This window comes from Methylobacterium sp. J-030, from assembly GCF_022829545.1.
In the GTDB taxonomy this organism is placed as follows: Bacteria; Pseudomonadota; Alphaproteobacteria; order Rhizobiales; family Beijerinckiaceae; genus Methylobacterium.
The window spans coordinates 170,702-194,863 of sequence record NZ_JAKSYM010000226.1; the positions used below are offsets into that span (position 1 = coordinate 170,702).

Annotated in this window: 22 protein-coding genes, 1 tRNA gene and 1 pseudogene; 9 read left to right on the top strand and 15 right to left on the bottom strand. The window is 67.7% G+C overall.

The window, feature by feature from the left end:
- Nucleotides 1–78: 78 nt before the first annotated feature.
- On the bottom strand, nt 79–1,569 hold the full coding sequence (dnaA, locus tag MKK75_RS16520; protein WP_244043693.1) for a chromosomal replication initiator protein DnaA: 1,491 nt from the start codon (nt 1,567–1,569) through the stop codon (nt 79–81).
- 478 nt (nt 1,570–2,047) lie between these two features.
- Nucleotides 2,048–2,314 carry a 30S ribosomal protein S20 gene (gene rpsT / locus MKK75_RS16525; protein ID WP_244043632.1) on the bottom strand — a complete coding sequence of 89 codons (267 nt, stop codon included), beginning with the start codon at nt 2,312–2,314 and terminating at the stop codon, nt 2,048–2,050.
- A 271-nt stretch (nt 2,315–2,585) separates the two neighbouring features.
- Here rpsT and MKK75_RS16530 point away from each other — a divergent pair, with 271 nt between their 5' ends.
- The 3 genes from MKK75_RS16530 to MKK75_RS16540 all read left to right on the top strand — a co-directional run bounded on the left by MKK75_RS16530 (nt 2,586) and on the right by MKK75_RS16540 (nt 4,846).
- Entirely contained in the window at nt 2,586–3,665 is a 1,080-nt protein-coding gene (locus MKK75_RS16530; RefSeq protein WP_244043633.1) for a hypothetical protein, read from the top strand.
- A 236-nt stretch (nt 3,666–3,901) separates the two neighbouring features.
- On the top strand, nt 3,902–4,429 hold the full coding sequence (locus MKK75_RS16535; RefSeq protein WP_244043634.1) for a hypothetical protein: 528 nt from the start codon (nt 3,902–3,904) through the stop codon (nt 4,427–4,429).
- 177 nt (nt 4,430–4,606) lie between these two features.
- Nucleotides 4,607–4,846 (top strand): hypothetical protein, encoded by a 240-nt coding sequence (locus MKK75_RS16540; protein ID WP_244043635.1) that lies wholly within the window; start codon nt 4,607–4,609, stop codon nt 4,844–4,846.
- A 68-nt stretch (nt 4,847–4,914) separates the two neighbouring features.
- Here MKK75_RS16540 and ccmB read toward each other — a convergent pair whose 3' ends face one another.
- Both ccmB and ccmA read right to left on the bottom strand, forming a co-directional pair.
- Nucleotides 4,915–5,583 (bottom strand): heme exporter protein CcmB, encoded by a 669-nt coding sequence (ccmB, locus tag MKK75_RS16545; RefSeq protein WP_244043636.1) that lies wholly within the window; start codon nt 5,581–5,583, stop codon nt 4,915–4,917.
- A complete protein-coding gene (gene ccmA / locus MKK75_RS16550; protein ID WP_244043637.1) occupies nt 5,580–6,218 on the bottom strand; it encodes a heme ABC exporter ATP-binding protein CcmA in 639 nt (212 codons plus the stop codon). Before ccmA ends, ccmB begins: the two co-directional genes overlap by 4 nt.
- A gap of 103 nt (nt 6,219–6,321) precedes the next feature.
- Here ccmA and MKK75_RS16555 point away from each other — a divergent pair, with 103 nt between their 5' ends.
- On the top strand, nt 6,322–6,507 hold the full coding sequence (locus tag MKK75_RS16555) for a hypothetical protein (RefSeq protein WP_244043638.1): 186 nt from the start codon (nt 6,322–6,324) through the stop codon (nt 6,505–6,507).
- On the opposite strand, the gene MKK75_RS16560 is transcribed toward MKK75_RS16555, so the two are convergent.
- Nucleotides 6,508–7,281, bottom strand: coding sequence for an RNA methyltransferase (locus tag MKK75_RS16560; RefSeq protein ID WP_244043639.1), 774 nt, complete (start codon nt 7,279–7,281; stop codon nt 6,508–6,510).
- Nucleotides 7,282–7,475: 194 nt separating this feature from the next.
- Between MKK75_RS16560 and MKK75_RS16565 the strand changes: the two genes are divergently transcribed.
- Complete coding sequence (locus tag MKK75_RS16565) at nt 7,476–8,690, top strand: NADP-dependent isocitrate dehydrogenase (RefSeq protein WP_244043640.1); 1,215 nt, start codon at nt 7,476–7,478, stop codon at nt 8,688–8,690.
- A 267-nt stretch (nt 8,691–8,957) separates the two neighbouring features.
- Here MKK75_RS16565 and MKK75_RS16570 read toward each other — a convergent pair whose 3' ends face one another.
- Both MKK75_RS16570 and MKK75_RS16575 read right to left on the bottom strand, forming a co-directional pair.
- Nucleotides 8,958–9,395 carry a DUF3429 domain-containing protein gene (locus MKK75_RS16570; RefSeq protein ID WP_244043641.1) on the bottom strand — a complete coding sequence of 146 codons (438 nt, stop codon included), beginning with the start codon at nt 9,393–9,395 and terminating at the stop codon, nt 8,958–8,960.
- A 137-nt stretch (nt 9,396–9,532) separates the two neighbouring features.
- Nucleotides 9,533–12,874: a hypothetical protein gene (locus tag MKK75_RS16575; protein WP_244043642.1), complete on the bottom strand. Its 3,342-nt coding sequence runs from the start codon at nt 12,872–12,874 to the stop codon at nt 9,533–9,535.
- A 294-nt stretch (nt 12,875–13,168) separates the two neighbouring features.
- Here MKK75_RS16575 and MKK75_RS16580 point away from each other — a divergent pair, with 294 nt between their 5' ends.
- On the top strand, nt 13,169–14,956 hold the full coding sequence (locus MKK75_RS16580; RefSeq protein ID WP_244043643.1) for an acyl-CoA dehydrogenase C-terminal domain-containing protein: 1,788 nt from the start codon (nt 13,169–13,171) through the stop codon (nt 14,954–14,956).
- 129 nt (nt 14,957–15,085) lie between these two features.
- On the opposite strand, the pseudogene MKK75_RS16585 reads toward MKK75_RS16580, so the two are convergent.
- The 5 genes and pseudogenes from MKK75_RS16585 to MKK75_RS16605 all read right to left on the bottom strand — a co-directional run bounded on the left by MKK75_RS16585 (nt 15,086) and on the right by MKK75_RS16605 (nt 17,613).
- Nucleotides 15,086–15,357 (bottom strand): annotated as a pseudogene (locus MKK75_RS16585) (type II toxin-antitoxin system YafQ family toxin).
- Nucleotides 15,353–15,601, bottom strand: coding sequence for a type II toxin-antitoxin system RelB/DinJ family antitoxin (locus MKK75_RS16590; RefSeq protein WP_244043644.1), 249 nt, complete (start codon nt 15,599–15,601; stop codon nt 15,353–15,355). Before MKK75_RS16590 ends, MKK75_RS16585 begins: the two are co-directional and overlap by 5 nt.
- 138 nt (nt 15,602–15,739) lie before the next feature.
- Complete coding sequence (locus MKK75_RS16595; RefSeq protein ID WP_244043645.1) at nt 15,740–17,020, bottom strand: O-acetylhomoserine aminocarboxypropyltransferase; 1,281 nt, start codon at nt 17,018–17,020, stop codon at nt 15,740–15,742.
- Between the two features lie 106 nt (nt 17,021–17,126).
- Nucleotides 17,127–17,342, bottom strand: a complete 216-nt coding sequence (locus tag MKK75_RS16600) for a hypothetical protein (protein WP_244043646.1) — start codon at nt 17,340–17,342, stop codon at nt 17,127–17,129.
- Nucleotides 17,343–17,370: 28 nt separating this feature from the next.
- Complete coding sequence (locus MKK75_RS16605; RefSeq protein WP_244043647.1) at nt 17,371–17,613, bottom strand: hypothetical protein; 243 nt, start codon at nt 17,611–17,613, stop codon at nt 17,371–17,373.
- 185 nt (nt 17,614–17,798) lie between these two features.
- Here MKK75_RS16605 and MKK75_RS16610 point away from each other — a divergent pair, with 185 nt between their 5' ends.
- The 3 genes from MKK75_RS16610 to MKK75_RS16620 all read left to right on the top strand — a co-directional run bounded on the left by MKK75_RS16610 (nt 17,799) and on the right by MKK75_RS16620 (nt 22,306).
- A complete protein-coding gene (locus tag MKK75_RS16610) occupies nt 17,799–17,984 on the top strand; it encodes a hypothetical protein (RefSeq protein WP_244043648.1) in 186 nt (61 codons plus the stop codon).
- Between the two features lie 874 nt (nt 17,985–18,858).
- The gene (locus MKK75_RS16615) at nt 18,859–20,634 is read left to right on the top strand and encodes an ATP-binding protein (RefSeq protein WP_244043694.1); all 1,776 of its coding nucleotides are present in this window, start codon (nt 18,859–18,861) and stop codon (nt 20,632–20,634) included.
- Between the two features lies 1 nt (nt 20,635).
- The gene (locus MKK75_RS16620) at nt 20,636–22,306 is read left to right on the top strand and encodes a putative bifunctional diguanylate cyclase/phosphodiesterase (protein ID WP_244043649.1); all 1,671 of its coding nucleotides are present in this window, start codon (nt 20,636–20,638) and stop codon (nt 22,304–22,306) included.
- 421 nt (nt 22,307–22,727) lie between these two features.
- Here the strand turns inward: MKK75_RS16620 and MKK75_RS16625 are convergent.
- The 3 genes from MKK75_RS16625 to MKK75_RS16635 all read right to left on the bottom strand — a co-directional run bounded on the left by MKK75_RS16625 (nt 22,728) and on the right by MKK75_RS16635 (nt 24,088).
- Nucleotides 22,728–22,802, bottom strand: a tRNA-Gly gene (locus tag MKK75_RS16625).
- 106 nt (nt 22,803–22,908) lie between these two features.
- Nucleotides 22,909–23,373 carry an NUDIX domain-containing protein gene (locus MKK75_RS16630; RefSeq protein ID WP_244043650.1) on the bottom strand — a complete coding sequence of 155 codons (465 nt, stop codon included), beginning with the start codon at nt 23,371–23,373 and terminating at the stop codon, nt 22,909–22,911.
- A gap of 19 nt (nt 23,374–23,392) precedes the next feature.
- Entirely contained in the window at nt 23,393–24,088 is a 696-nt protein-coding gene (locus tag MKK75_RS16635; protein WP_244043651.1) for a fumarylacetoacetate hydrolase family protein, read from the bottom strand.
- Between the last annotated feature and the right edge of the window lie 74 nt (nt 24,089–24,162).

Sequence of the window (24,162 nt, forward strand, 5' to 3'; positions counted from 1 at the left end):
TGCCGCGCACACGGCACCTGCATGCGCTCGCGAGGCAGTCCCCGGCCAGTACAAGTCCGGCCGGGGAACGCGGATCAGCTAGTCCTGCAGCATCCGCTTCAGCAGCTCGACTTCATCGCCGAGCACCGAATCTTCGCCGATCTGCTTCTCGATCTTGCGGACGGCGTGCAGCACCGTCGTGTGGTCCCGCCCGCCGAATCGGCGGCCGATTTCAGGGAGTGAGCGCAGCGTCAGCACCTTCGAGAGGTACATGGCGATCTGGCGCGGCTTGACCACGGCGGCGGTACGCCGCTCCGACAGAATGTCCGAGCGCGAAACGTTGTAGCGCGAGGCCACCAGCTTCTGGATGTCCTCGATCTTGATGCGCTTCGGTTCGCGGTTCTTCACCAGATCGCGGATCGCCGATTCAGCCGTCTCCATCGTCACCGCGGTGCCGGTGAGCGTGGCATGCGCCAGCAGGCGGTTCACGGCGCCTTCGAGATCCCGGCCGTTGGCGGTGATCGCCCGGGCCACGTAGGAGGCCACCTGCGGCGAGACATCGAAGCCCGGATGCGAGGCGCGCACGGCCGCGAGCCGCGCCGACAGGATCGAGACCCGCAGGGCCTCGTCGAGGGCGGTGATCTCCACCACGAGCCCGCCGCCGAGGCGCGAGCGGACCCGCTCGTCGAGCGCCTCCAGCTCGGTCGGCGGCCGGTCCGAGGCGACCACGACCTGCCGGCCGGCATCGATCAGCGCATTGATCGTATGGCCGAACTCGGCCTGGATCGACTTGCCCTGGATGAACTGGACATCGTCGAGGATCAGCAGGTCGATGCCGCGCAGGCGCTCCTTGTAGGCAAGCGCGGACTGCGTCTTCAGGGCGTTGACGAAGCCGTACATGAACCGGTCGGCCGTCAGGTAGATCACCCGGCGCCCGGCCTCCCGGGCGGCGTGGCCGATCCCGTGCAGCAGGTGCGTCTTGCCGAGGCCGACGCCCGCGTGGAGATAGAGCGGGTTGTACAGCGCCCCCTCCCCCTGGTGGTTGGCCACGCGCTCGGCGGCGGCGTGCGCCAGGGCGTTGGAGCGGCCGATCACGAAGCTCGCGAAGGTCAGCCGGGCATCGAGCGGCGTGCCGCTGAGATCGCCGCCGGCCTCCGCCGCACGGGGCTCCGGCGCGACGGCGGCGACCGGAACCGGCGAGCCGGCAGCGTGCAGCCGGGCTAGCGGCCCGCTGGCGGGGTTCGCCTTCGGCGCGCCCGTCGCGACCGTGCGGACCGGGGCGCCGGTGCCGCGCACGCCGACCTCGATGCGCGCGATCTCCTCGACCTCGGCCTTGAAGGTGTTGAGCACACGGTCGAGGTAATGGGACTCGATCCAGCTCTTGAGGAAGCGTGTCGGCACCGTGAGGCGGGCCGTGCCGCCCGCGACCGCCTCCAGCTCGAGGCGGGCGAACCAGCTCGCAAACACGTCCTCGCCCAGCTCGGCGCGGAGCCGGCGCTTCACGCGCGCCCAGGCGGATCCGTAATCCATGGTGCCACCGCTGTTGCGGCCGCCCTCGTCGTCGCTCGCCACCGTCCCGTCGACACGCATCATTGGCTCTCCCGACGCTGCCCCGGAATCCCGCAGGCCGCGCCTACGCAAGATTTACGCTCTGACAGTCCCGCACGACCGGGCGGGACCGAGTCCGCCGGACGGAGTCAAGCCCATCACGAGGAACTTTTGCCGATTGGGAGAGCCTATCAACAATTACCTACGGTTCCTTTAACAGTGGGACTTGTGGGGATGGCGCGGATTCCCATCCGAAAGTCTTTCGGCTCGCCCCGAGCGACCCCGTTAGAGTCTTAGCGAATCGGAATGATTCGCGAGAATCCCGAAACCGCACCGTTTTGCTTGATCTATTCCAGGTTTTGTTAACGTACACGGCGCGCCTGGACTCTGCAACGATACCGATTCTTTAATAGGGTTAATGGTTCCCGAGCGGCCCGCGCGCGTCGGCTGGTGGCGCAGGCATGAAAAAAGCCCGGCTCGCTGAGCCGGGCTTTGAGGCGCATTGACTGTGGGGGTGGTTTCAGGCGGCGAGCGCCTTGACCCGGGCGGCCAGCCGCGAGACTTTTCGCGAGGCATTGTTCTTGTGAACGATGCCGTGCTGGGCGGCGCGCATCATCTCGGGCTCGGCGGCGCGCAGGGCGGCGAGCGCGTCCTGCTGGCTGCCGGCGGCGATCGCCTCCTCAACCTTGCGGACGAAGGTGCGCATGCGCGAGCGGCGCGAGCGGTTGATCGCCGTGCGCTTGGCGATCTTGCGGGTCATCTTCTTGGCCGAAGCGGTGTTGGCCATGGAATCCTCATTCTCTTCGTCGGGCGATGCCGACGGGCCGGCTCAGCCGGAAATCGGTCGTCGCGTCAGGTTGTCTGGCGATAGCCGAGACGCAACGCGCGCGAAAGCGCGGCCCCTCGGCGAAGCGGTCTCTATAGTGAGGGGGGCGCGGCGCGTCAACGCGGAACAGTCGAACGCCGTCTGATCGCGCCACGTTTCTTAGATCTTGACATTTTTTCCTATGTTCTTGTTATGTTCTCACAACCGCAACAGAGCGGTATGGCGGGGCACCATGCGTGACGAGTCTCAAGCGCACAGCGAAGCGATCATTCTGCGCCACGTTCTGGCTGGCCTCGCCGTTGAGACGAAGCTGATCCGCCTGCAGCGGCAGTTCCAGGCCAAAAATTGGGAGACGCAGCCGCGCGCGCCAGCGGGACAGCCTAATGGCGGCGAGTGGGTGACGGCACCCATCGGCGCTCAGTGGGCCTCGCTCCGAGAGAATCGACCCGACGGGCCGTCAGCTCAGGATCCGCCCCCGCTCACGGAGAGCACGACGCTGGAGGATGGGACGCGCGTCCTGTCGATCCGGATTCATGCGGGGCGACGGCCCTTCGACGAACAGCACACCGTCACGGCGCCGGACGGCGAAAGCCGGGTCTTCGAGACCTCCGGGGAAACGCAGACGATCCGAGACGGCAAAACGGGCGAAGTCCTATCGCGGACCACCTTTACACCAACCGGTCTCGTCGCTGAGCAAATCGTTCAACAGGCCTTCGCCCCCGCCCTACCTCTGATCGCCGCCCCCGTCATCGCAACCTTCGAGCTTGGGTTGCAGCTCCTGACGTACCTCTCCGCTCGTGAGGATGGGTACGGCACCGTTTTGGGGCTTACAGCGCAAGAATATAAATTCGGGGACGAACCGCAGATGAGTATGCCGATGTGGATCGGCCGGCTCAGCCAAGGTCAATTGGATGACGCCTGTCCAAGAGCTGGAGAAGTGCAGGCCATCGTGGATGAGGTGACTGCGCGTGTGACAGCGCAAGGTGGGTATGCAAATGCGACCCAGCTGGGTACCATGATTCATATTGAGATCGCGCGCATCATCAACGAGATGCATGATCCAAGTTTTGTTGCAGAACTCATATTAGCCGACCTCGACGACAAAGGAAAGATGATACTTCTAGGCAGCAAGAGATCAGACGTATTCGAAAGGCCTCGGATCGACACCGCGTGTATCTACGATCCAAAAACCAGACGGGAGGGATGGACACCTAAAAAGGCCGTCGCCTCCATCAAGGCAGCAAAACGCAAATTTCCCGAAGTGGTCCGATTTATCATGATACAAGTGAGGCCCAGGAAATGGCCCAATTAATTAGTACATCAGCACAGAAAATTCGAGCGCTATCTGATCCTTTGATCAATCGAAACTGCGATGTTGCTTTTACGGGGGGCAAATTTCTCTGCCTCCAAGGTGTTGGGCATATCGCGAGGCAGATTAGAATCTATGATCGCCCCAGTCGGGGGTACTTTACGCTAGAATGGAGACTCACTGAGTTATATATTCGCGGGGATAAGTTCGATTTTGGAGGTTATGGTCGATCAATCGGTATGATCGGTCGATCACGTCAATTCAAACCCGCTGGCAAGGGAGGTGTCTGGGATTGGGACGACCCGACGATCGCTGGCGATTTCGTCGTTCAGGTTGAGACCGAAGTCCTTCCGCTTCTCAGATCCATAGATTCAATCGAGAAAATTGTAACCTTTATTCTATCCCAAGAAATGCGAGGTTATAGCTTCAACAAAGATCATATCTGGATGTGCCTCACAAACGCAGCGCTCGGCGAACTTGCGATTGCCAGAAAACATTGGAATCTGATTACCCCGAGCTTCAGGGAACGATACGAGAAGCAAAAAGCGATCGATGGTGAGCCGATATCTGATTACCTCCGGAGCTGGGTTGCGGTGGGAGAGGCCCTGCAGACGGGCGATCACATGACTTTGGCGAAGCTTCTCTGGGAGAACGAGCGCACCGAAGCAGACCGTTTCAAGCTCGGTCGCCACTGGCAACCCACGGCCTTTCCATTTCAGAAGGCTGCTATACCCATTAACGCCGCCGGCGGACCGGACCAACAATGATCGACGTCCATGTGACGGCCCTCATTTCGGTTGCGTCGAAGGCGTCAACGATCCGAACAGGAAAGACACCAGCGCGATCGAGAGATCAGCAGCCGAACAATAGCGGTAAGCCAAGCGTTCGCCAAAGTCACCAGGGTCGCCCACACGCCAGAATCGATTCGCGGAGGAGGGAGGCGTATGGAAAATCATACAATCTTCGACGTGCTAAAAACTTTAGAGAAGGCAAAAATTTCCTTCCGGCTTGCAAGGGATCGGCCGGACACGATCAGGGTCGATGCGACGCTGTATGGGCTGCGACTCGAAATAGAATGCTTTGACGACAATCATGTCGAGGTATCGACATTCCGAGGCACCGAAGACATCGACGGGGAATACGACTATTTTTTAAAGATACTAGCCGAAAATCCCATGGATTAGATCTTAGAAAATTGATGTGACGACCTTTGGCCCGATAACAGCGGCACGGAGTGTTTGAAGGTCGTGGATCACTCCGGCCAGCGCAAAGCCGCCGCCGCCGCAAGCGTCCCGACCACGGCGGCGATCAGCGTCAGCGCGGCCAGCACGGCCAGGGGCACGAGGAACGGTACCGTCCCCCCGCTCGCCGCCTGCGCGGCCGAGACGCCGAAGATCAGCGTCGGAATCATCAGCGGCAGCACCAGAACGGCGAGGATCAGGCCGCCCCGGCGAATCGAGGCCGTCAGCGCTGCCCCCACCGCGCCGATGAAGCTGAGCGCCGGCGTCCCGGCGAGCAGCGTCAGGGCCGTGGCACCCATGGCGGTGCCGTCGAGGGCGACCAGCAGGCCGAAGAGCGGTGCGGCCAGGGCCAGCGGCAGCCCGGTGGTCAGCCAGTGCGCCGTGACCTTCCCGAGCACCACCAGCTCGAGCGGCACCGGCGCGGCGGTCATCAGGTCGAGGGAGCCGTCCTCCTCGTCGGCCTGGAACAGGCGGTCGAGGCCGATCAGCGTCGCCAGCACCGCGGAGAGCCACAGGATCGCCGGGCCGATCCGCGACAGCAGGTTGAGGTCGGGCCCGAGGGCGAACGGCACCAGGGCGACGATCATCAGGAAGAAGACCAGCGACAGGGCACCGGACCCGCCGACGCGGCCGGAGAGGCGCAGGTCGCGGGCGATGAGGGCGAGGAGCGCGCGGGTCACGCCCACTCCTCCAGCACGTCCACTTCCTGGACCGCCGCAGCGCCCTCGATGCGCAGTTCGGCGGCCCCGGCGAGGCCGAGCGCTTGGTGCGTCGCTGCGATCACGAGGCCGCCGCCGGCCCGGTGCCCCGCCATCAAGTCGGCCAGCACCGCCTGCGAGGCCGTGTCGAGGGCCGCCGTGGGCTCGTCGAGCAGCCAGAGCGGCCGGGCACAGACGAGGAGCCGCGCGAGCGCGACCCGCCGCCGCTGGCCGGCCGAGAGGTAGGCCACCGGCAGGTCGTGGGCATGGCCGAGGCCGAGCCGTTCCAGCGCCTCCCGGGGGGCGAGGCGCGGGGCACCCAGAAGCCGCTGGGCGAACAGCAGGTTCTCCCCGGCCGTGAGCGAACTCTTCAAGCCGTCGCGATGGCCGACCGCGTGGAGGCATTCGGGCAGGCTCGCCTCGCCGACATCGGCGACCGCGACCCGCCCGGCATCCGGCCGCAGCCGGCCGGACAGGATGGCGAGCAGGCTCGACTTGCCGGCCCCGTTCCGTCCGGTGACCGCGAGGGCGTCACCGGGCCCGAGGGCGAAGGACAGGTTCGCGAAGATGCGGCGCCCCGAGCGGCGGCAGGCCAGATTGTCCACGCTGAGCCGCACCCGAAACTCCACCCTACCCCGAGCCGCCCTCCATGCCCGATTGTGCCGCAAGACGGAACCGCACGGCCGAGCTGAGCTTTCGTTCGAAAACGGAGGATGGCCTATGGCCGAGGCGCAAAACGCGAGCGAGGCGGAAGTCGCTGCAACACCGGACGCCGTGGCGGGCCGCGCCAAGGTCGAGGCGCGGATCGCCGCCTGCACGCCGGAGGAGCAGGCCGCGTTCTGGGAGGCGGTGGGACGCTGCTTCGGCGGCGGCAAGCCGCCGGAGATGAAGCCGGCAGCCGAATAGTCAGGGATCCTTGCGGGTCAGCGCCCGCAGCGCGCCGCGGAAGGTGCGCACGTCCTGCTCGGTCAGGCCCATGCGATGGAGCATGTCGCGCATGTTGCGGGCGATGATCTCGCGCTTCTCCGGCGGATAGAACCCGGCCGCGTCGAGGGCGGCCTCCAGGCTGCCGAACAGCGCCACCAGCGCCGCGCGGGTCGCCGGCGGTGAGAGCAGTTCACCCGAAAATGGCAGCTGCGCCCGGCCGCTCGCCTGCCGCCACGCGTAGCCGACGAGCAGCACCGCCTGGGCGAGGTTGAGCGAGGGGAAATCCGGCGAGACCGGGAAGGTCACGATGGCGTCGGCCAGCGAAACCTCGTCGTTGGTGAGCCCGACCCGCTCGCGGCCGAACATCACCGCGGTGCGCTGGCCCGGGCGCCCCACGAGTTCGGCCATGCCCTCCTCCGGAGCGAAGACGCGCTTCATCTGGCCCCGCTCGCGCGCCGTGGTGGCCAGCACGTAGTGGCAATCGGCGATGGCCTCGGCGACGCTGTTAAAGAGCGTTGCCCGGTCGAGGACATGCGTCGCGCCGGAGGCCGCCTCGCGCACGCCCTTCTTGGGCCAGCCGTTCTTCGGATTGACGAGGCGCAGCTCCGACAGGCCGAAATTCGCCATGGCGCGGGCCGTCATGCCGATATTCTCGGCCAGTTGCGGCTCTACGAGGATCACCGCGGGGGCGATTCCCGGCGGGAGTTCGGTGACCTTCCTGGGGGCGTCGCCCTGGGCGTCTCGGCTCGTCATGCGGGCCGTCTGGCATGGCCGGCCCCCGCCCGTCGAGGGCCGGGTGACGAAGCCGCCCGGATGACAGCCCGCGCCTTCCGTCGCCGGAAGGGCCGCGCTATGTCGCGGGGCGAATTTCCGCCCGGCCCGTCCGGGCGGGCGACCGCACGGCCCTTGCATGCCGTGCGCGGGGACAACGCGGAAGGCATCGGTCCATGGCGAAGATCAAGGTAGCGAACCCCGTCGTCGAGCTCGACGGCGACGAGATGACCCGGATCATCTGGGCCGAGATCAAGAACAAGCTGATCCACCCCTATCTCGACGTCGATCTCGAATATTACGACCTCGGCGTCGAGCACCGGGACGCCACCAACGACAAGGTGACGGTCGACGCCGCCGAGGCGATCAAGCGCCACGGCGTCGGCGTGAAGTGCGCCACGATCACCCCCGATGAGCAGCGGGTGAAGGAGTTCAGCCTCAAGGAGATGTGGCGCTCGCCCAACGGCACGATCCGCAACATCCTGGGCGGCGTGATCTTCCGCGAGCCGATCATCTGCACGAACGTGCCGCGCCTCGTGCCCGGCTGGACCCAGCCCTTCGTGATCGGCCGCCACGCCTACGGCGACCAGTACCGCGCCACCGACTTCAAGGTGCCCGGCAAGGGCCGGCTCACCATCAAGTTCGAGGGTGACGACGGCACGGTCATCGAGAAGGAGGTGTTCAAGTTCCCCGAGGCCGGCGTCGCCATGTCGATGTACAACCTCGACCAGTCGATCATCGACTTCGCCCGCGCCTCACTGAACTACGGGCTGGCGCGCAAGTACCCGGTCTATCTCTCGACCAAGAACACCATCCTCAAGGCCTATGACGGCCGGTTCAAGGACCTGTTCCAGAAGGTCTACGAGGAGGAGTTCGAGTCGAAGTTCAAGCCGCTCGGCATCACCTACGAGCACCGCCTGATCGACGACATGGTGGCCTCGTGTCTCAAGTGGTCGGGCGGCTACGTCTGGGCCTGCAAGAACTACGACGGCGACGTGCAGTCGGACACGGCCGCGCAGGGCTTCGGCTCGCTCGGCCTCATGACCTCGGTCCTGATGACGCCCGACGGCCGGACCGTGGAGGCCGAGGCCGCCCACGGCACCGTCACCCGCCACTACCGCGAGCACCAGAAGGGCCGCGAGACCTCGACCAACTCGATCGCCTCGATCTTCGCCTGGACCCGCGGCCTGTCGCACCGGGCCAAGCTCGACGGCAACGAGGATCTGGCGAAGTTCTCGGCGACCCTCGAGAAGGTCTGCGTCGACACCGTCGAGGCCGGGCACATGACGAAGGATCTCGCGCTCCTGGTCGGGCCGGAGCAGAAGTGGCTCTCCACCACGGGCTTCCTCGACAAGGTCGATCAGAACCTGAAGACCGCCATGGGCGCCTGAGATCGGCGCCGATCCGATGTGAGACAGGCGGGCGTAGCAAACGCCCGCCTTTTTCCTGGCCAGGTACCGACGGTGTGCGCCGATCCGTCCGGTTATAGCGTCGCGGGGCTCTTCAGATCGTCCCGCTTCGTCTGCGGGGACCGCGCAGCGGGCTTCGAAGGCGGGGTCCAGCGATCGCGGTGCTTCCCGGAGGCCTCCGCCTCGCGCCGGCATTACGGTGGAGGGCGCGGTTGGAATGGCGCTGGTTTGCGCGACGCGCCGATCGGGTCAAGCCGCCACCAGCAACGCGGCCCCGGCAACGCCCGACAGCACCAGCCGCAGCCGGCCGAGCCAGAGCGGCGCGAGGCCGCGGCGGGGCAGATCCTGGTCGATCAGGCCCCAGGCGAGGACGAGGATTCCGAGGATGCGCAGATCCCAGGGTGCGGGTGCCGCCATCGCGGCCCAGGCCACGAGGGAGGGGATGATGGCCACGAGGTAGTCGGCATTGCCGGCATTGCGCGCCGCCGCGGCACCCCAGCGGATGCCGCCGAGGAATGAGGCGATCACCGCCCCGTAGGCCGACAGGATAGTGCGCGGCGCCAAGCCGAGACTGCTCAAGCCGCCATCGCTGCCAGAGACCGCCAGAGCCGCGAATCCCAGGAACGGGATGAGACCGGCCACGCCGAGCACGAGGGCGCCGATCGGGACGGTGTTCCGGCGCGCCATCCTTCCTCCAGGCAACGGCAAGGGCTGGCGACCTACGCGGTCAAACCCCGGTCCGACGCCGCCCGGGCGGAGCGTTCCCGCATCGCGGGAGCGCGGTCAAGCTCGGATTGTCCGGCGCCGCGCTCCCTCAATCTCCGCTAGGAGCGCTTCGGCGCGCCCGTGAAAGCGACGGAGCTGGGGGCCGGGGCGCCCAGCAGCGACATCGGGGCCGTGACGCCGGCTTTGGCGCTCGGCGGCTCGTTGACCGCCGCGTCAATCTTTCGCGGCTTGAAGGCGGCCGCGAGGCTCTTGGCGCTGGCGAGTTCGGCGGTGCTCAACTTGTTGGCAACGTCGTCGCGCTTCTTGGCCGCATCGTCATCGCCCTGGGCGGCGGCCGCCGCGAACCACGCGTAGGACTGCACCAGATCCTGCGTCAGCCCCATGCCGCGGGCGTACAGCACACCGAGGTTGTACTGGCTGTCACGGACGCCGTACTCGGCACCCTGGCGAAACCACGAGGCCGCGGAGGCAAAGTCCGGCTTGCCGTTGGCGGCCGGATTCTCGGCGAAGATCACCGCGAGGTTGTGCATCGACCGGGCATGACCCTGCTCGGCGGCGCGTCCGTACCAGAGCTTGGCCTTGTCGAGGTCGTGGACCACGCCCGCCCCCTTCTCGTACTGGCCTCCGATCTTGTACTGCGCCGGCGCGTAACCCGCCGCGGCGAGCTTCTCGAACAGCTTGGCGGCCATCGCGAGGTCGCGGGGCATGCCACGGCCGTCCGCCTCCCGGGTGGCGAGGTCCCAGACCGCCGGACCGTCGCCTTCGAGGGCCGCCGCCTTGACCTTGGCGAGGCCCGCCGGCACGCCGCCGAGATCGGCCTGCAGGGTGTTCATCCCCGCAACCTGCGGCAGCGCGGATTTCGCGGCGGTCGCGCGGGCCTCGGCGGGCACAGGGTTCGGCAGGGCCTGGGTGGTGGTCGGATCGGCCAGGGGCGGCTTGGCCCCCGGGGCATCCTTCCAGACCTCGGTTGCCGCGACCTTGGCGGCTTCCTTCGAACCATCCTTGGCCGTGTCCTTGGCGTCCTTCGAAGCCTCCTTGGAAGCCGCACCGGTCTCCGACTTGGCTGCAGCTTTCGCAGTGGGATCGCCGGTCGCCTCGCTGCTCGCGGACTGGCCCGCGGCCACGACCGGGCGGGGCTCGTCCGGGGCGCGGAGCTTGACCGTCTGCAAGGCGCCGAGCGCCAGGACGATTGCGGCGAGCCCGAGCAGCAGCGGCCGGCGCCGGCGGTCGATCTCGCTCCGCAACCGGCCCAGTCGGCCCGGCTCGCCCGCTATCGGCGCAGTTGCCGGTTTCGCGGCGCGGGTGTCGCGGCGGTCGCTCGGCGCCTCGGCGGCCAGTTCCGCCTGCGCGGCCTGCGCGGCGCGGCGCGCCGCCGCGATGAAGCTCGTCTTGATGTCGCTCTCACCGCCGGTCTCGACGGTGGGCCGGACGCGGACCGGTTCGGCCTGCGGATCCTTGGCAGACCGCCGGCTCGCCGAATCACGGCCCCCGCGCGGCGTCCGCACCGGCCGGCCGCTTCCGGGTTCCAGGAGATCGTCGGCGAGCAGCGGGGTCTCGGCCCCGGTCATCCGGCCGGCCGGGTTCAGATCCGCCGCGGAGAGTGCCACCTCCGGGCTCGTCGAGGACAGCAGGCGCTCGCCGAGGGACGGAGCCCGTGCTTCGGCCGCCTCCGCCGGACCGAGGCGGACGAGGAGCCGTTCGAGGGCGGTCTGGACGCCCTCCAGCGTGGCGCCCAGGCGCTGATCGGAGGCGGCCTGCCGCGCCTGCATGTCGGCGAGGCTGGCGCGCAGGAGGCCGATCTCCCCCGAACCAGCGGCGATGCCGGATCCGCTCAGGGTCTGCGCCACCGCGTTGCGGGCGGCACGCTCGACCGCGGCCTCGCTCGGCGCGGACTCCCGGAGGGCCGCAACCTGCGCAAGCAGATCGCCCATGGTGCGCTCGAGCCCGGCCAGCGCCGGATCGCCGCCCTGGGGCGTGTCCAGCCTGTCGGCCAGGGTCATCACCTGCTTCTCAAGGGCGTCGAGCCCCTCGTGCTCGCCGGCCTCGTCCACCTTCTCGGCGAGGGTGTGGAGCATGGCCTGGATGGAGGCCATCTCGCCGGGCTGGGCGTGCGTCACTGCGTCGGCCGCCTCGGACCGATCCTGCAGGGCGCAGAGGTGGTCGACCTTCTCGGCCAGGATCTGGATCTGCTCGGCGAGCGCCGCGGGCGCGGCGAACGTCACCTCGCCGCGGATCTCCTCCAGCAGCGGGCGCAGATCCGGGCCGGCCCCGATCCGCTGCACTTGAACGACCTGGGCGCTGACGACCTGCAGGCTGTCCGCCAAGCTCTGGAGCCGCTCCGGATCGGCCAGCGCCGTGATCAGCTGCCGGATCTCGGCGAGTTCCGTGAACAGCGCGGCCAGGGTCTGCCCCTCGGGATCCGACGGACCGGTCGCCGCGACATCGTCGAGGCGCTCGGCCAGGCGGCGGACATCCTCCACGATGCGGGCGTGGACATGCTCCGCGATGTCCTCGGCCAGCAGTTCGACCTGAAGCCGGATCTCCTCCATCGGTGCCGCGATGGCGGTGAGGTCGGCGCCGGCTTGAGCGCGTTCGAGGCCGCTCGTCAGCGCCGTCACGGCCTGTTCCAGCGCGCCCACGTCGTGGCTCGTGGCCATCCGATCGATCGCCCGCCGGAGGCGGACGGTCTCAACCTGAAGTTCGGACAGGGCCGCCGAGGTCGCGGCGGCATCCTCGGTGCGCACCTCCAGGCGGCGGGCGAGGTCCTGGCGCATGCTCGCGACCACGCCGCCATCGGCCGGCATCGGCGCGGCGTCGCCGGCCGCCTCCTGCGACAGCTCTCGCTGGCGCTGGCGGATGTCCTGCACGGCGCTGCGGATGTCGGCGACCGCGGGGCGCGCACGCCGGCCGGGCTGGCGCGTGGCGGCGACCTGCTCGCCGAGCTGCGACATGCGGCGCTCGATGTCCCCGAGACGCTCGGTGACCTGCTGGACCGGGGCCGCCTTCAGGACGCGCTCGATCCGGGCCTCGATCTCCGCGAGGCGCTGTTCCTCGGCGATCTGCGCCTCGCGCCGGTCCGCGTCGAGTGTCCGGTCGAGGCCGTCGAGCCGGCTCATGAGGGCGGCGATGCCGTCGTTGTAGGTCTCGGCGACGGGCGCCGGGCGCTCCTCGACGGGAAGGGCCCGCTGACGGGCGCCGATCAGGTCGAGGCCCGCATCCGTGCGGACCGCGGCCTCCGGCCGGGCGGCCGGCCGGTCGAGCTGCTCGGCCCGGAGCCGGCGGCGCTGCCGGCGGTTGCCCAACAGGTTCGGCTGTGCCTGCGGCACGACCGAGGCGATCCAGGTCTCGAGCGGGACACCCGCCCGGGCGGCGACGTCGCGGGCGGCGTCGAGCACCTCGGGATCGAAACTGTCGAGCTGCGGCATCGCGGTGCGGGTCATCGGGGGCCTGTCGTCGGCAGCGGTCGGCGTTCGGTCCGGTGCGCGCTGGTTCCCAAACGGGTATCCACGGAACGCGCCCCAGATCGTTCGAGTTTGATCATTAACTTTCTTGGTAAACACGAGGTTAAGGCTCTACTGACCCGGTAATTGTAATAGCGGCGAAGACGCCGCTGGCTCCGGGGCGTGACGCCGCGCGGCGGGACGGAAGCGTTGCTCCGCGGGTGGCCGGGCGTTTACATGCTCTGCTGAAAGCGGATCGCACCGAGAGATTCGCGCAGACGGGGGAGCCTCACGATGCCGCAGTACCGCGCACCGGTCGACGATACGCTGTTCCTGCTCTCCGACGTGCTGGGCTTCCACGCGCGGGACAACCTCGCGGGCTTCGCCGACGCCTCGCCCGACGTCGTCGAGGCGGTCCTGCGCGAGGGCGCGAAGCTGGCCGAGGAGGTGCTGGCGCCGCTCAACCGGGCGGGCGATCTTGAGGGCTGCCGACGGGCGTCCGACGGCAGCGTGCGCACGCCGACCGGCTTCAAGGCTGCCTACGATACCTACGCGAGCGGCGGCTGGATGGGCCTCTCGGTTCCCGAGACGTATGGCGGCCAGGGCCTGCCGCACACGCTCAATACGGCGATCCAGGAATTCGCCTCGGGAGCGAATCTGGCCTTCGGCATGTATCCGGGCCTGACCCAGGGGGCGATGGCGGCCCTGCTGGTGCACGGCACCGAGGCGCAGAAGGCGCTCTACCTGCCCCGGATGGTCGAGGGCGCTTGGACCGGCACCATGAACCTCACCGAGCCGCATTGCGGCACGGATCTGGGTCTCCTGAAGACCAAGGCGGTGCCGAACGGCGACGGCTCCTACCGGATCACCGGCACCAAGATCTTCATCTCCGCCGGCGAGCACGACCTCGCCGAGAATATCGTCCACCTCGTCCTGGCGCGGATCGAGGGCGCGCCCGCCGGCACCAAGGGCATCTCGCTGTTCGTGGTGCCGAAGGTCCTGGTGAACCCGGACGGATCGCTGGGCGCCCGCAACGGCGTGTCCTGCGGCTCCCTGGAGCACAAGATGGGCATCCACGGGAACGCCACCTGCGTCATGAACTACGACGGGGCGACCGGCTGGCTGATCGGCCAGGAGAATCGCGGCCTCAACGCCATGTTCGTGATGATGAACGAGGCGCGGCTCGCCGTGGGCGTCCAGGGGCTGGGGCAGTCCGAGGTCGCCTATCAGAACGCCGCCGCCTACGCGCGGGACCGGCTCCAGGGCCGCGCGCTCACCGGCGCCAAGGCGCCCGACAAGGTTGCGGACCCGATCATCGTGCATCCGGACGTGCGCCGGACCCTGCTGCAGATCCGCGCCTTCAACGAGGCGGCTCGCGCCCTGATGCTCTGGACCGCGCTCCAGGCCGACATCCTGCACCGCTCGGAGGATGCCAAGGAGCGGCAGGCGGCCGACGATTATCTCGGCCTGATGACGCCGGTGGTGAAGGGCGTCCTCACCGACCGCGGCTTCGCCAACGCGGTCGAGGCGCAGCAGTTGCTGGGCGGCCACGGCTACATCGAGGAATGGGGCATGTCGCAGTTCGTGCGCGATGCCCGCATCGCCATGATCTACGAGGGCGCCAACGGCATCCAGGCGATGGACCTGATCGGCCGAAAGCTGCCGAAGGACGGCGGACGGGCGATGATGGCTTTCCTCGGCGAGGTCCAGACCTTCCTGAAGGACCACGGCGAGGATCCCGCCCTGGCGCCGTTCGTCAAGCCGCTCCAGGCCGGGCTGAACGACCTCCAGGGCGCCGTGATGTGGCTGATGCAGAACGCGTTCTCGAAGCCCGACAACGCCGGGGCGGGCGCCACGGATTTCATGCATCTCTTCGGACTGGTCGCCCTGGGCTACATGTGGGGCCGGATCGCCAAGGCCGCGCTGATCAAGCAGGCTGAAGCGCCCTCCCCGCGCTGGGAGTCGAAGCTCGTGGGCGGCCGGTTCTTCATGGAGCGGATGCTGCCGGAGACGGGCCTGCGGCTGGCTCGGATCAAGGCCGGGGCGGAGAGCACCATGGCGCTGGAGGCGGAGGCGTTCTGACGGCGACGTCAGCCGATCGCTGGCAGCCTTGTTGCGGATTTCGTATCCGGAACAAGGCACCGGTTGCACGAATCCGCGCGGATTGGGCCCATTTGGCTTGACGATCGTCGTCGAAGAGTTGGCCGCGGATCAGAGACCAAGCTCCGCGTGAGATCCGAGACGAACCAGTTGGATCGTCGCGGCATCGGGAAGACGATAGATCAGCACGAGATCCGGTTTGATGTGGCAGTCCCGATGGTCGTGCCAATTTCCGACCAGGGCATGATCCTAGTGTCGCGCCTCAAGCGGCAGATCGGATGCGAGGCGTTCCACGACAGCCGCGAGATCGACCGCGAGCGTCGCGCGGTGGCACCCCTTCATCCTCGTTCGACATCGCGCTTGCGCTGGCCCGTGTGCTCAATCGTCCGTCTTCACGGCGGCCATCAGCGCGGCCACGTCGTCGAAACGCGGCAGACTTTCCGGGCGCGCTTCACGCATCGCGTCGATCGTCGTCTCATTTGGCGCGAGGGGCTCGAACGGCAGCGCCTTCTCGCGGGCGACACGCATCAGCAGCAGCCGTACGGCGTCGGACACCGTGAGACCGAGGTCGGCCAGAACGGCAGCAGCCTCCTCCTGCGTGACGGGATCGACGTCGGTCTCGATCACGGCACTCGGCATCGTGACACCTTCCAGACGGCCAGCCGCTCATGACGCAGCGGCGCCCCGGAAACCAGAAGGCCGAACCGGCATGTCCGCGCAGTCGTGCGTCCGGCAGTCCGCTCGTCGAATCCGATCGCGGCCGCCTCAGGTGCCGAGCGCCCCGTCCAGATCCTCGATGAGATCCGCAGGATCCTCCAGCCCGATCGACAGCCGCACCACGTCCGGACCCGCCCCGGCGGCGGTCTTCTGCGCATCGGTGAGCTGGCGGTGGGTCGTCGAGGCCGGGTGGATGATCAGCGAGCGCGTGTCGCCGATATTGGCGAGGTGCGAGAAGAGCTGCAGATTCGAGACGAGCTTCACCCCCGCCTCGTAGCCGCCCTTCAGCCCGAAGGTGAAGACCGCGCCGGCGCCGTTCGGCGTGTAGCGCCGGGCGAGCTGATGGTAGCGGTCGGTCTCCAGGCCCGGGTAGCTCACCCACGACACCGCCGGGTGCTGCGACAGGTGCCGGGCGACCGTCAGGGCGTTGTCGGAATGGCGCTGCATCCGCAGCGGCAGGGTCTCGATGCCGTTGAGGATCAGGAAGGCGTTGAACGGCGACAACGCCGGCCCGAGATCGCGCAGACCCAGCACCCGGCAGGCGATGGCGAAGCCGAAATTGCCGAAGGTCTCGGCCAGCACCATCCCGGAATATTCCGGCCGCGGCGCGCTCATCATCGGATAGCGGGCATCCCCCGCCCAGGCGAACGTGCCGCCGTCGACGATCAGGCCGCCGATCGAATTGCCGTGGCCGCCGAGGAACTTGGTCGCCGAATGCACCACGATGTCGGCCCCGTGCTCGAAGGGCCGGATCAGGTACGGCGTCGCCATGGTGTTGTCGACGACGAGCGGGATGTTGTGCCTCTTGGCGACCTGCGACAGCGCCGCGAGGTCGGTGATGACGCCGCCCGGATTGGCGATCGACTCGCAGAAGATCGCCTTTGTGCGCGGGGTGATGGCCGCCTCGAACGCGGCCGGATCGTCGTTGTCGGCCCAGACCACCGACCAGCCGAAATTCTTGTAGGAATGATTGAACTGATTGATCGAGCCACCGTAGAGCTTGTTCGAGGCGATGAACTCGTCGCCCGGCTGCATCAGGGCATGCATCGTCAGGAATTCGGCCGCGTGGCCGGAGGCGACCGCCAGGGCGGCCGTGCCGCCTTCGAGGGCGGCGATCCGCTCCTCCAGCACCGCGTTGGTCGGGTTGGTGATTCGCGTATAGATGTTGCCGAAGGCCTGCAGCCCGAACAGCGAGGCGGCGTGGTCGACGTCGTCGAACACGAAGCTCGTGGTCTGGTAGATCGGCGTCGCCCGCGCGCCCGTGGCGGCGTCGGGGGCGGCGCCCGCATGGATCGCCAGCGTGTTGAAGCCGGGCAGGCGGTCGGTCATCGTCGGGTCTCCTCCGGTCGTTCGAGCCTCTACGCCCGCGCGGGAGCGTGGCGCAAGGGAACGTGCGATCCCGTAGGCTCAGGGCATGAGCCGGCGTCCTGTTCCGCTACGCCTCCGGCGCCTGACCGATATCGACGTGCGGCTGGCCGGCATCGACCAGGGCGCGGTCCACGGCCTCGATGGCCAGGAGGGTCCGGGTCAGGTCCTCCGACATGGAGATCGGCGCCACGTCGAGGCCGCCGATCCTGCGGGCGATGGCGTTCCGCTGCCGTGCCAGCGCCGCGCGGGCACGGTTCAGATCCTGGATCTCGTCGGCGGTCATCCGCGCTTCCTTTCAGAGCCGAGGCCGGTCAGCTCCCGGGCGTCCAGTCGATGTTCGGCCGCTGGGCCAGCATGCGCTCGAAGTAGTCGGCCACGGCCTGGGCCCCGTCGGTGTGCATCATTGCAACGGGGTGTGCGAGATAGGCGCGGGCCAGATCCAGGGGTATTTTCTCGGATTGAAGGGCGCTTAGGACCTCGTCGATGAAGGCGTCGTTGGCCTCGTTGAAGTCGTTCGACAGCTTTTTCCGGTCATTCAAGGCCTTGATCGCCATACCGCGTCCTTGCTGATCAACGAGGGGCTCACGCCACCCGCTCGACGACCCGAACGGATGGCGGCACCGGGCGTTCCCGCGACACGCCGCGACCGGTGGCGGGCGCAACGCGGCGGGTTTCGGTAACCCTGCACACGAACGTGCCGGAGCGAAAGCGTCCGCAGACACGTTAATGGCGCATGTCGATGCACTCCTTACCCACCCACATGGTCGAGATCGTGCCCTGCGAGGACGGTTATCGCTGGATCATCCGCGCCCGCGGCGGCGCCGTGGTCGAGTCCTCGCCCTACGCGTTCATGAGTTCAAACGGCGCTCGGATCTCGGGCGAGTGCTGGAAGCGCGAGCATTTCACCGATTCACAGAGCGATTAGGGCGTTCTTCGCCGCGGTCGCCACCGGCTCGGCGCAAGAGTGCGCGTCACAACACCGGCTGAGCACCACACGATTGCAACGCAATCGGTACACGACCGTGACTTCGGGATAGCGTCATCGTGTGAACCTACCCGGCCCGGTTCTCCTGAAGTCCTCCGTCAGCGGACCTCTAACGACGGCTCCAGCCAGCGGCGCGATCCCTGGAGGGCTCCTTCGAGGCCTGCTTTGCGCTCCGGCACCTCAGGAAGAGGGGGTCGAGTAGGACAGCCGCTCCGAGGTATCGCTGTCTGGTTCGTGTCCCATGGGCAACGCGATCGGGCACGGCTCTAGCGTCGGCCCGAACGGGGTCACCCGAACTGACATAACGGCGTCGCCCCGATCGCGTGAGGCCGCTGGCCGCGAATCGATCCACTCTTGCAGGCCACAGCGTGCGCGGCGTGCGAACTCCCGCTGGGCGCCAGGGCGTGTTGGTTGCGCCGGGGGTGCAGCACGAACCGCCTACACCGCTCGCCGCAACGGTATCAACTGGAAGTGGCAGCAAGACAATTTCACGACCCGCGAAGCGGCGGTGCCGGAGTTTGCTACCTGCGGATCGAGATTACAACTCTTGCGTGCGTCAATTCCAACGTTTCACACGATGCGTATAGGGTGCCCTACAGAGGACGTTTCTCTCTCCGGACTGATAATATTTTCATGCTTCAACTTCGTCATGTAATGGCGGAAGAAACGATTAATCATCGGACCTTCAGGACGCCGTCTTTGTCGGATTTTTAATCTGCCGCTCGTACCGTCGCGGCACGTTTGATGGCAGCCTCGGAAACACGTGATGCTGGACAGTGATGGTATCGGTTTGAACGCGGTTCCCGCGGCGCGGATGGGGTCGGTGACGTCGATCGACGGCTCGAAGGTTCATCTCGAGGTCGCGGGACAGAACGGCCGGCCGAACGTGCGGGCGACGGTCGGCAATTTCGTCCGGATCGAGGCCGGCGCGGCCGTCCTGATCGGTATCATCACCACGCTCTCGTCGGGCGGCGATCGGTCCCGCCAGCCGGGCGCCTATGCCAGCATCGACCTGCTCGGCGAGATCCAGTCGGTTGATGGAATCAAGCGTTTCCGCCGGGGCGTGACCTGCTACCCCGCCATCGGAGACGCGGTCGAGCTGCTTCCGCGGGACGATCTGCGCGTGCTGTATCAGGTGTCGGCGGCCCATATGGCCGTGGTGGGTGCGCTGTATCAGGATCCCGACACGCCGGCCTGCATCAAGGTCGAGGATCTGCTCACGAAACACTTCGCGGTGCTGGGAACGACCGGCGTCGGCAAGTCCAGCGGCGTCGCGGTCATCTTGGACCAAGTCATGCGCGCGCAGCAGGCGGTGCGAATCTTCCTGCTGGACGTCCACAACGAGTATGCGTCCTGCTTCGGCGACCACGCCAGCGTCATCAGCCCGCGCAATCTCAAGCTGCCCTTCTGGCTGTTCAACCTCGAGGAGATCGCGGACGTCATCTATGGCGGCCGCTCGCCGATCGACGAGGAGATCGAGATCCTCGCGGAAGTCATTCCCCTGGCGAAGAGCAAATACGCCCAGTACAAGGAGGCGAGCGACCGGCAGGTCGTCAAGCGCGCCATCGGCAAGAGCGCCGGCTATACCGTCGATACGCCGGTTCCCTACATGCTGCAGGACCTGATCGCGCTGATCGACGAGCGGATGGGCCGCCTCGAGAACCGCGTCGGGCGGATGCACTACCATCGTCTGATCACGCGCATCGAGGCGATCCGCAACGACCCGCGCTACGGCTTCATGTTCGAGAACGCCAATGTCGGCGGCGACATGATGGGCGAGATCCTGGGACACCTGTTCCGGCTCGATCCCGACGGGCGCCCCATGACGATCATGCAGCTCGCCGGACTTCCGATGGAGGTCGTCGACGCCGTGGTCTGTGTCCTGTGCCGTCTCGCGTTCGAGTTCGGCATCTGGAGCGAGGGCGCGATCCCGCTGCTGTTCGTCTGCGAGGAGGCGCACCGCTACGCCTCCGCCGACCGCTCGGTCGGCTTCACCCCGACCCGGCGGGCCCTGTCGCGGATCGCCCGCGAGGGCCGCAAGCACGGCGTCTACCTGGGCCTGGTCACGCAGCGCCCCGCGGAACTCGACGCGACGATCATGTCGCAGTGCAGCACCCTGTTCGCCATGCGGATGACCAACGATCGCGATCAGGCGTTCCTGGCCGCGGCGGTCTCCGACGCCGTCAATCTTCTGACCTTCGTGCCGTCGCTCGGCACCGGCGAGGTGATCGCCTTCGGAGAGGGCGTGCCGATGCCGGTGCGGATGAAGTTCGCCGCCCTGCCCCCGGAGCGTCAGCCGCGCAACGACATGAGCGGGCGCGCCTCCGATCACGGCGACACGATCCCGGGCGCGGCCTTCGTGGGCGCCGTGGTGGAACGCTGGCGCGGGGCGACCATGAGCAAGCCCAGCGGGCTCGATGCGGAATCGTCCGGGAGCGCCCGCCTGGCCCGGGAGCCGGGCGCCGAGGGCGGACACGGTGCCGCGCTCGACCAAGTGCATCGCCGCCTGCTCCGGCGCCCCCTGGAGGCCGGCGACGCCGCCGCCGAGCAGGGCCTGCGCGCGCCCAAGACGTTGTGGCAGCAGGGCTGACGTGAGCACATCCGCGTCCGAAGATCGCCAGGATCTCCTCGAAGCCGCCATCCAGGCGATCCCGATCGGCATCGTGGTCCACGACGAGCGGGGGCTGTGCATCCTGGCCAACGCCACGGCCAGGGCCCTCGGGCCGCGGGCGGTCAACGACCTCCCGGCCAGCGCCTTCGACAGCCCCGACGCCGCGATCATCGAGGAGATCGGCGATCACGTCGTCGAGGCTCAGGCACGCCCGGTCGCGACCCAGGCGGCAACCTTCACGCTCACCACGATCACCGACGTCACGCACCATCACGCGATACAGCGCGACCTGATCGCGCGGGCCTTCATCGACGCGCTGACGGGTCTGCCCAACCGGACGATGTTCGAGCAGAGCATCGAGGAGCTTATCCACCGTGCCGGCCCCGACGACCGGTTCGCGCTGGCTTTCATCGATCTCGACAACTTCAAGCACATCAACGACTATTACAGCCACGCCGCAGGCGACGCCCTGCTGCGCAAGGTCGCCGAGCGCATCCGGGGCGCCCTGCGCCCGAGCGACATGATCGCGCGGATCGGCGGCGACGAGTTCGTCCTCCTGCTCAGCCCGGTGACCGACCGGGCCTCCACCCTGTCGGCGGTGCTCGATATCTCGGACCGCCTCAAGCAGCCGTTCTTCATCGACGATCACGAGATCTTCGCCTCGGCCTCGATCGGCCTGAGCCTGTTTCCGGAACACGGAACGACCTACGAGATCCTGCGCCGGCAGGCCGACAACGCCATGTACCGCGTGAAGGGCGGCGTGAAGGGCGGCGTGAGCGTCTTCGAGGAGACGATGAGCCACGCGGCCACGGCCCGCATGGCGGTGGAGCAGCGCCTGCGGCTCGCGATCCGCGACCGCTGCTTCTGCTGTGCCTTCCAGCCGAAGGTCGACATGCGCACGCACGCGGTGTCGGGCGTCGAGGTTCTCCTGCGCTGGCGGGACGAACTGGGCATGATCCAGGCCCCCGGCGATTTTATCGGACTGGCGATCGAGCTCGGCCTGATCAACGAGATCACGCTCCAGGTCCTGAACGAGACCGTGCGGACCATGCCGGACATCGACGAGGTGTTCGGGCCCGACGTCTCGGTGAGCCTGAACATCGCCGCCAAGCAGGCCTGCGACGTACCGTTCATGTCGGCCTTCTGCGACGCCCTCGGGGCGACGGGGCTGGCGCGGCGCTTCGTGCTCGAACTGACCGAGGAGGCCTTCTTCACCAAGGGGCGCTTCCAGCGGGAGGTCCTGCCGCGCATCCGCGCGATCGGCGCGCGGGTCTCGATCGACGATTTCGGCGTGGGCTACTCGTCGCTCGCCGCGCTGGCGGAGATCACCGCAGACGAACTGAAGATCGATCGATCCTTCATCACGGACATCGACAAGCGGCCGCGCAGCCAGATCGTGCTCAAGGCGATCGAGTCGCTGGGCCTGGCGCTCGGCATGTCGGTGGTGGCCGAGGGCGTCGAGACCTTCGAGGAGGTCGCCTACCTGCTGGGCGCCACGCAGATCCGCTGCGCGCAGGGCTACTACTATGCCAAGCCGCAACTGATCGAACAGATCCGGCAGGGGGATCAGCGGATGACGGCATCCCGCGCCGGGGCCTCTCAGAGCCGCGGCTCGGATTTCCGCTCGCCGAGCCTGCTGCGTCGGGCCTGAAGGGCCGTCTTGTGAGACGGCGGACGCTGCCGGTCAGCGCGATCGCGCGTCGAGCCTGATCGTGCTGCCTGATCGCAGCTTGAGCGATGACGGGTGGTGATCGGCACGGCTCTGGCCGTGATCGGCCGGATGCCGACGCTCCGCATGGTCCCGCGCCCGGCCGACGCGACGAACCGGCCCGGCGCCGGACGACCGATTTACCCTTCGGCCCATGGGACCGACACCTCCCGGGCGACCGGCCGCGCGCAACTGCGTGTTCGCAGGCTGCACGCCCCTGCCGACCCCCGAGGCCCGAAGGCTTCAATCATCGCAATCAAGGTAACGCGCGGAAGGCCTGCCGCTTACCGCTTTCGAAGCCGCCATGAAACGACAAAGGCCGCAGTGCTGCGGCCTAACAAAGCGTTTCGATGGTTGGGAAAACTGGAGCGGGCGAAGGGATTCGAACCCTCGACCCCAACCTTGGCAAGGTTGTGCTCTACCCCTGAGCTACACCCGCTCACTAGACCGTGCCACCCGGACTTGCGTGCCGGCGGCCCCGGCGGCGCTCTCTAAACACCATTCCGCCGGGCGACGCAAGCGTCTCTTCGCCCGCTCACGACGATTCACCAATGCGCGTCCGGCGGGAGGCCCAGCCGCATCTCCTCCAGGCGGGTGCGGGTGCCGCGGGTCGTACCGTCAGGGAGCGCATCGGCGGCGAAGAATTCACACTCGGCGATCTCCCGGTCGGCCGCCTTCGGGCGAAGCACGGTGAAGGCCGGCAGGACGAACAGCGCGACGTGATCGCGGGGCGCCGCGGCGACGTTCCGGTAGAGACCGACGAGGCGCGGGGGCACCGCGGGGACGATCTCCGCCTCCTCGCGGAACTCGCGGATCATCGCCTCGGCGGCACTCTCCCCGCGCTCGACGCCGCCGCCCGGCAGATGCCACCCGCTGACGTATGTGTGGCGCACCAGCGCTACGCGGCCGTGTGGATCGATGGCGATGCCGCGAACGCCGAGCGTCATGCCCCGCGTGGCGAGCGCCCCGAGGTGAAACAGGCGCCGCAGCAGCCGTCGGTCGAGGAGCATGTCGATCCGTATCGCCGGTTCAGACGACGTCCAGGGTGATCGCGCCGAGGCCGGCGATCGCCGCCACCATGCGCTGGCCGCGCTCGACCGGACCGACGCCCGAGGGCGTGCCGGTGAAGATCAGGTCCCCCGGCTGCAGCGCGAAATAACCCGACAGATACGCGATCTGCTCGGCCACCGACCAGATCATGTCGCCGAGGTCGCCCTTCTGGCGCGTCTGCCCATCCACCGACAGCGTGATCTCCCCCCGCGCCGGGTGGCCCACAAGCGAGGCCGGATGCAACGCACCGATCGGGCCGGAACCGTCAGCCGCCTTGGCTGTGTCCCAGGGCCGCGACAGCGCTTTGGCCTCGTCCTGGACATCGCGCCGGGTCATGTCGAGGCCGATCGCGTAGCCATAGACCTGATCGAGGACATCCGCGGCGGAGATGTCGGTGCCGCCGCCGGCGAGCGCCGCCACCATCTCGACCTCGAAATGGTAGTTCCGGGTCTTGGACGGATAGGGATGCGGCGTCGGCTCGGAACCCACGATCTGCAGGGCGTCGGCGGGCTTCATGAAGAAGAACGGCGGCTCGCGGTCCGGGTCGGCGCCCATCTCCCGGGCATGGGCGGCGTAGTTGCGGCCGACGCAGTAGACCCGGCGGACGGGGAAGAGATCGCTGCTGCCGACGATCGGGAGCGCGATGCGGGGCGGGTTCTGGATGACGGACAGCATCTCTGCACCTGCGGTGGAACGTCCGGGGTCGGGCGGGACATGCCCGCAATCGATGCGACCGTTGTAAGGTGCCC

Excerpts from the sequence above, each read along its gene's own strand:
- MKK75_RS16605 (WP_244043647.1), bottom strand. The coding sequence starts at position 17,613 with ATGGCGATCAAGGCCTTGAATGACCGGAAAAAGCTGTCGAACGACTTC.
- MKK75_RS16560 (WP_244043639.1), bottom strand. The coding sequence starts at position 7,281 with ATGACGAGCCGAGACGCCCAGGGCGACGCCCCCAGGAAGGTCACCGAA.
- MKK75_RS16570 (WP_244043641.1), bottom strand. The coding sequence starts at position 9,395 with ATGGCGCGCCGGAACACCGTCCCGATCGGCGCCCTCGTGCTCGGCGTG.
- rpsT (WP_244043632.1), bottom strand. The coding sequence starts at position 2,314 with ATGGCCAACACCGCTTCGGCCAAGAAGATGACCCGCAAGATCGCCAAG.
- MKK75_RS16575 (WP_244043642.1), bottom strand. The coding sequence starts at position 12,874 with ATGACCCGCACCGCGATGCCGCAGCTCGACAGTTTCGATCCCGAGGTG.
- MKK75_RS16540 (WP_244043635.1), top strand. The coding sequence starts at position 4,607 with ATGGAAAATCATACAATCTTCGACGTGCTAAAAACTTTAGAGAAGGCA.
- MKK75_RS16580 (WP_244043643.1), top strand. The coding sequence starts at position 13,169 with ATGCCGCAGTACCGCGCACCGGTCGACGATACGCTGTTCCTGCTCTCC.
- dnaA (WP_244043693.1), bottom strand. The coding sequence starts at position 1,569 with ATGCGTGTCGACGGGACGGTGGCGAGCGACGACGAGGGCGGCCGCAAC.
- MKK75_RS16615 (WP_244043694.1), top strand. The coding sequence starts at position 18,859 with ATGGGGTCGGTGACGTCGATCGACGGCTCGAAGGTTCATCTCGAGGTC.
- MKK75_RS16635 (WP_244043651.1), bottom strand. The coding sequence starts at position 24,088 with ATGCTGTCCGTCATCCAGAACCCGCCCCGCATCGCGCTCCCGATCGTC.
- MKK75_RS16530 (WP_244043633.1), top strand. The coding sequence starts at position 2,586 with ATGCGTGACGAGTCTCAAGCGCACAGCGAAGCGATCATTCTGCGCCAC.
- MKK75_RS16610 (WP_244043648.1), top strand. The coding sequence starts at position 17,799 with ATGCACTCCTTACCCACCCACATGGTCGAGATCGTGCCCTGCGAGGAC.
- MKK75_RS16630 (WP_244043650.1), bottom strand. The coding sequence starts at position 23,373 with ATGCTCCTCGACCGACGGCTGCTGCGGCGCCTGTTTCACCTCGGGGCG.
- MKK75_RS16595 (WP_244043645.1), bottom strand. The coding sequence starts at position 17,020 with ATGACCGACCGCCTGCCCGGCTTCAACACGCTGGCGATCCATGCGGGC.
- MKK75_RS16565 (WP_244043640.1), top strand. The coding sequence starts at position 7,476 with ATGGCGAAGATCAAGGTAGCGAACCCCGTCGTCGAGCTCGACGGCGAC.
- MKK75_RS16555 (WP_244043638.1), top strand. The coding sequence starts at position 6,322 with ATGGCCGAGGCGCAAAACGCGAGCGAGGCGGAAGTCGCTGCAACACCG.
- MKK75_RS16535 (WP_244043634.1), top strand. The coding sequence starts at position 3,902 with ATGATCGGTCGATCACGTCAATTCAAACCCGCTGGCAAGGGAGGTGTC.
- MKK75_RS16600 (WP_244043646.1), bottom strand. The coding sequence starts at position 17,342 with ATGACCGCCGACGAGATCCAGGATCTGAACCGTGCCCGCGCGGCGCTG.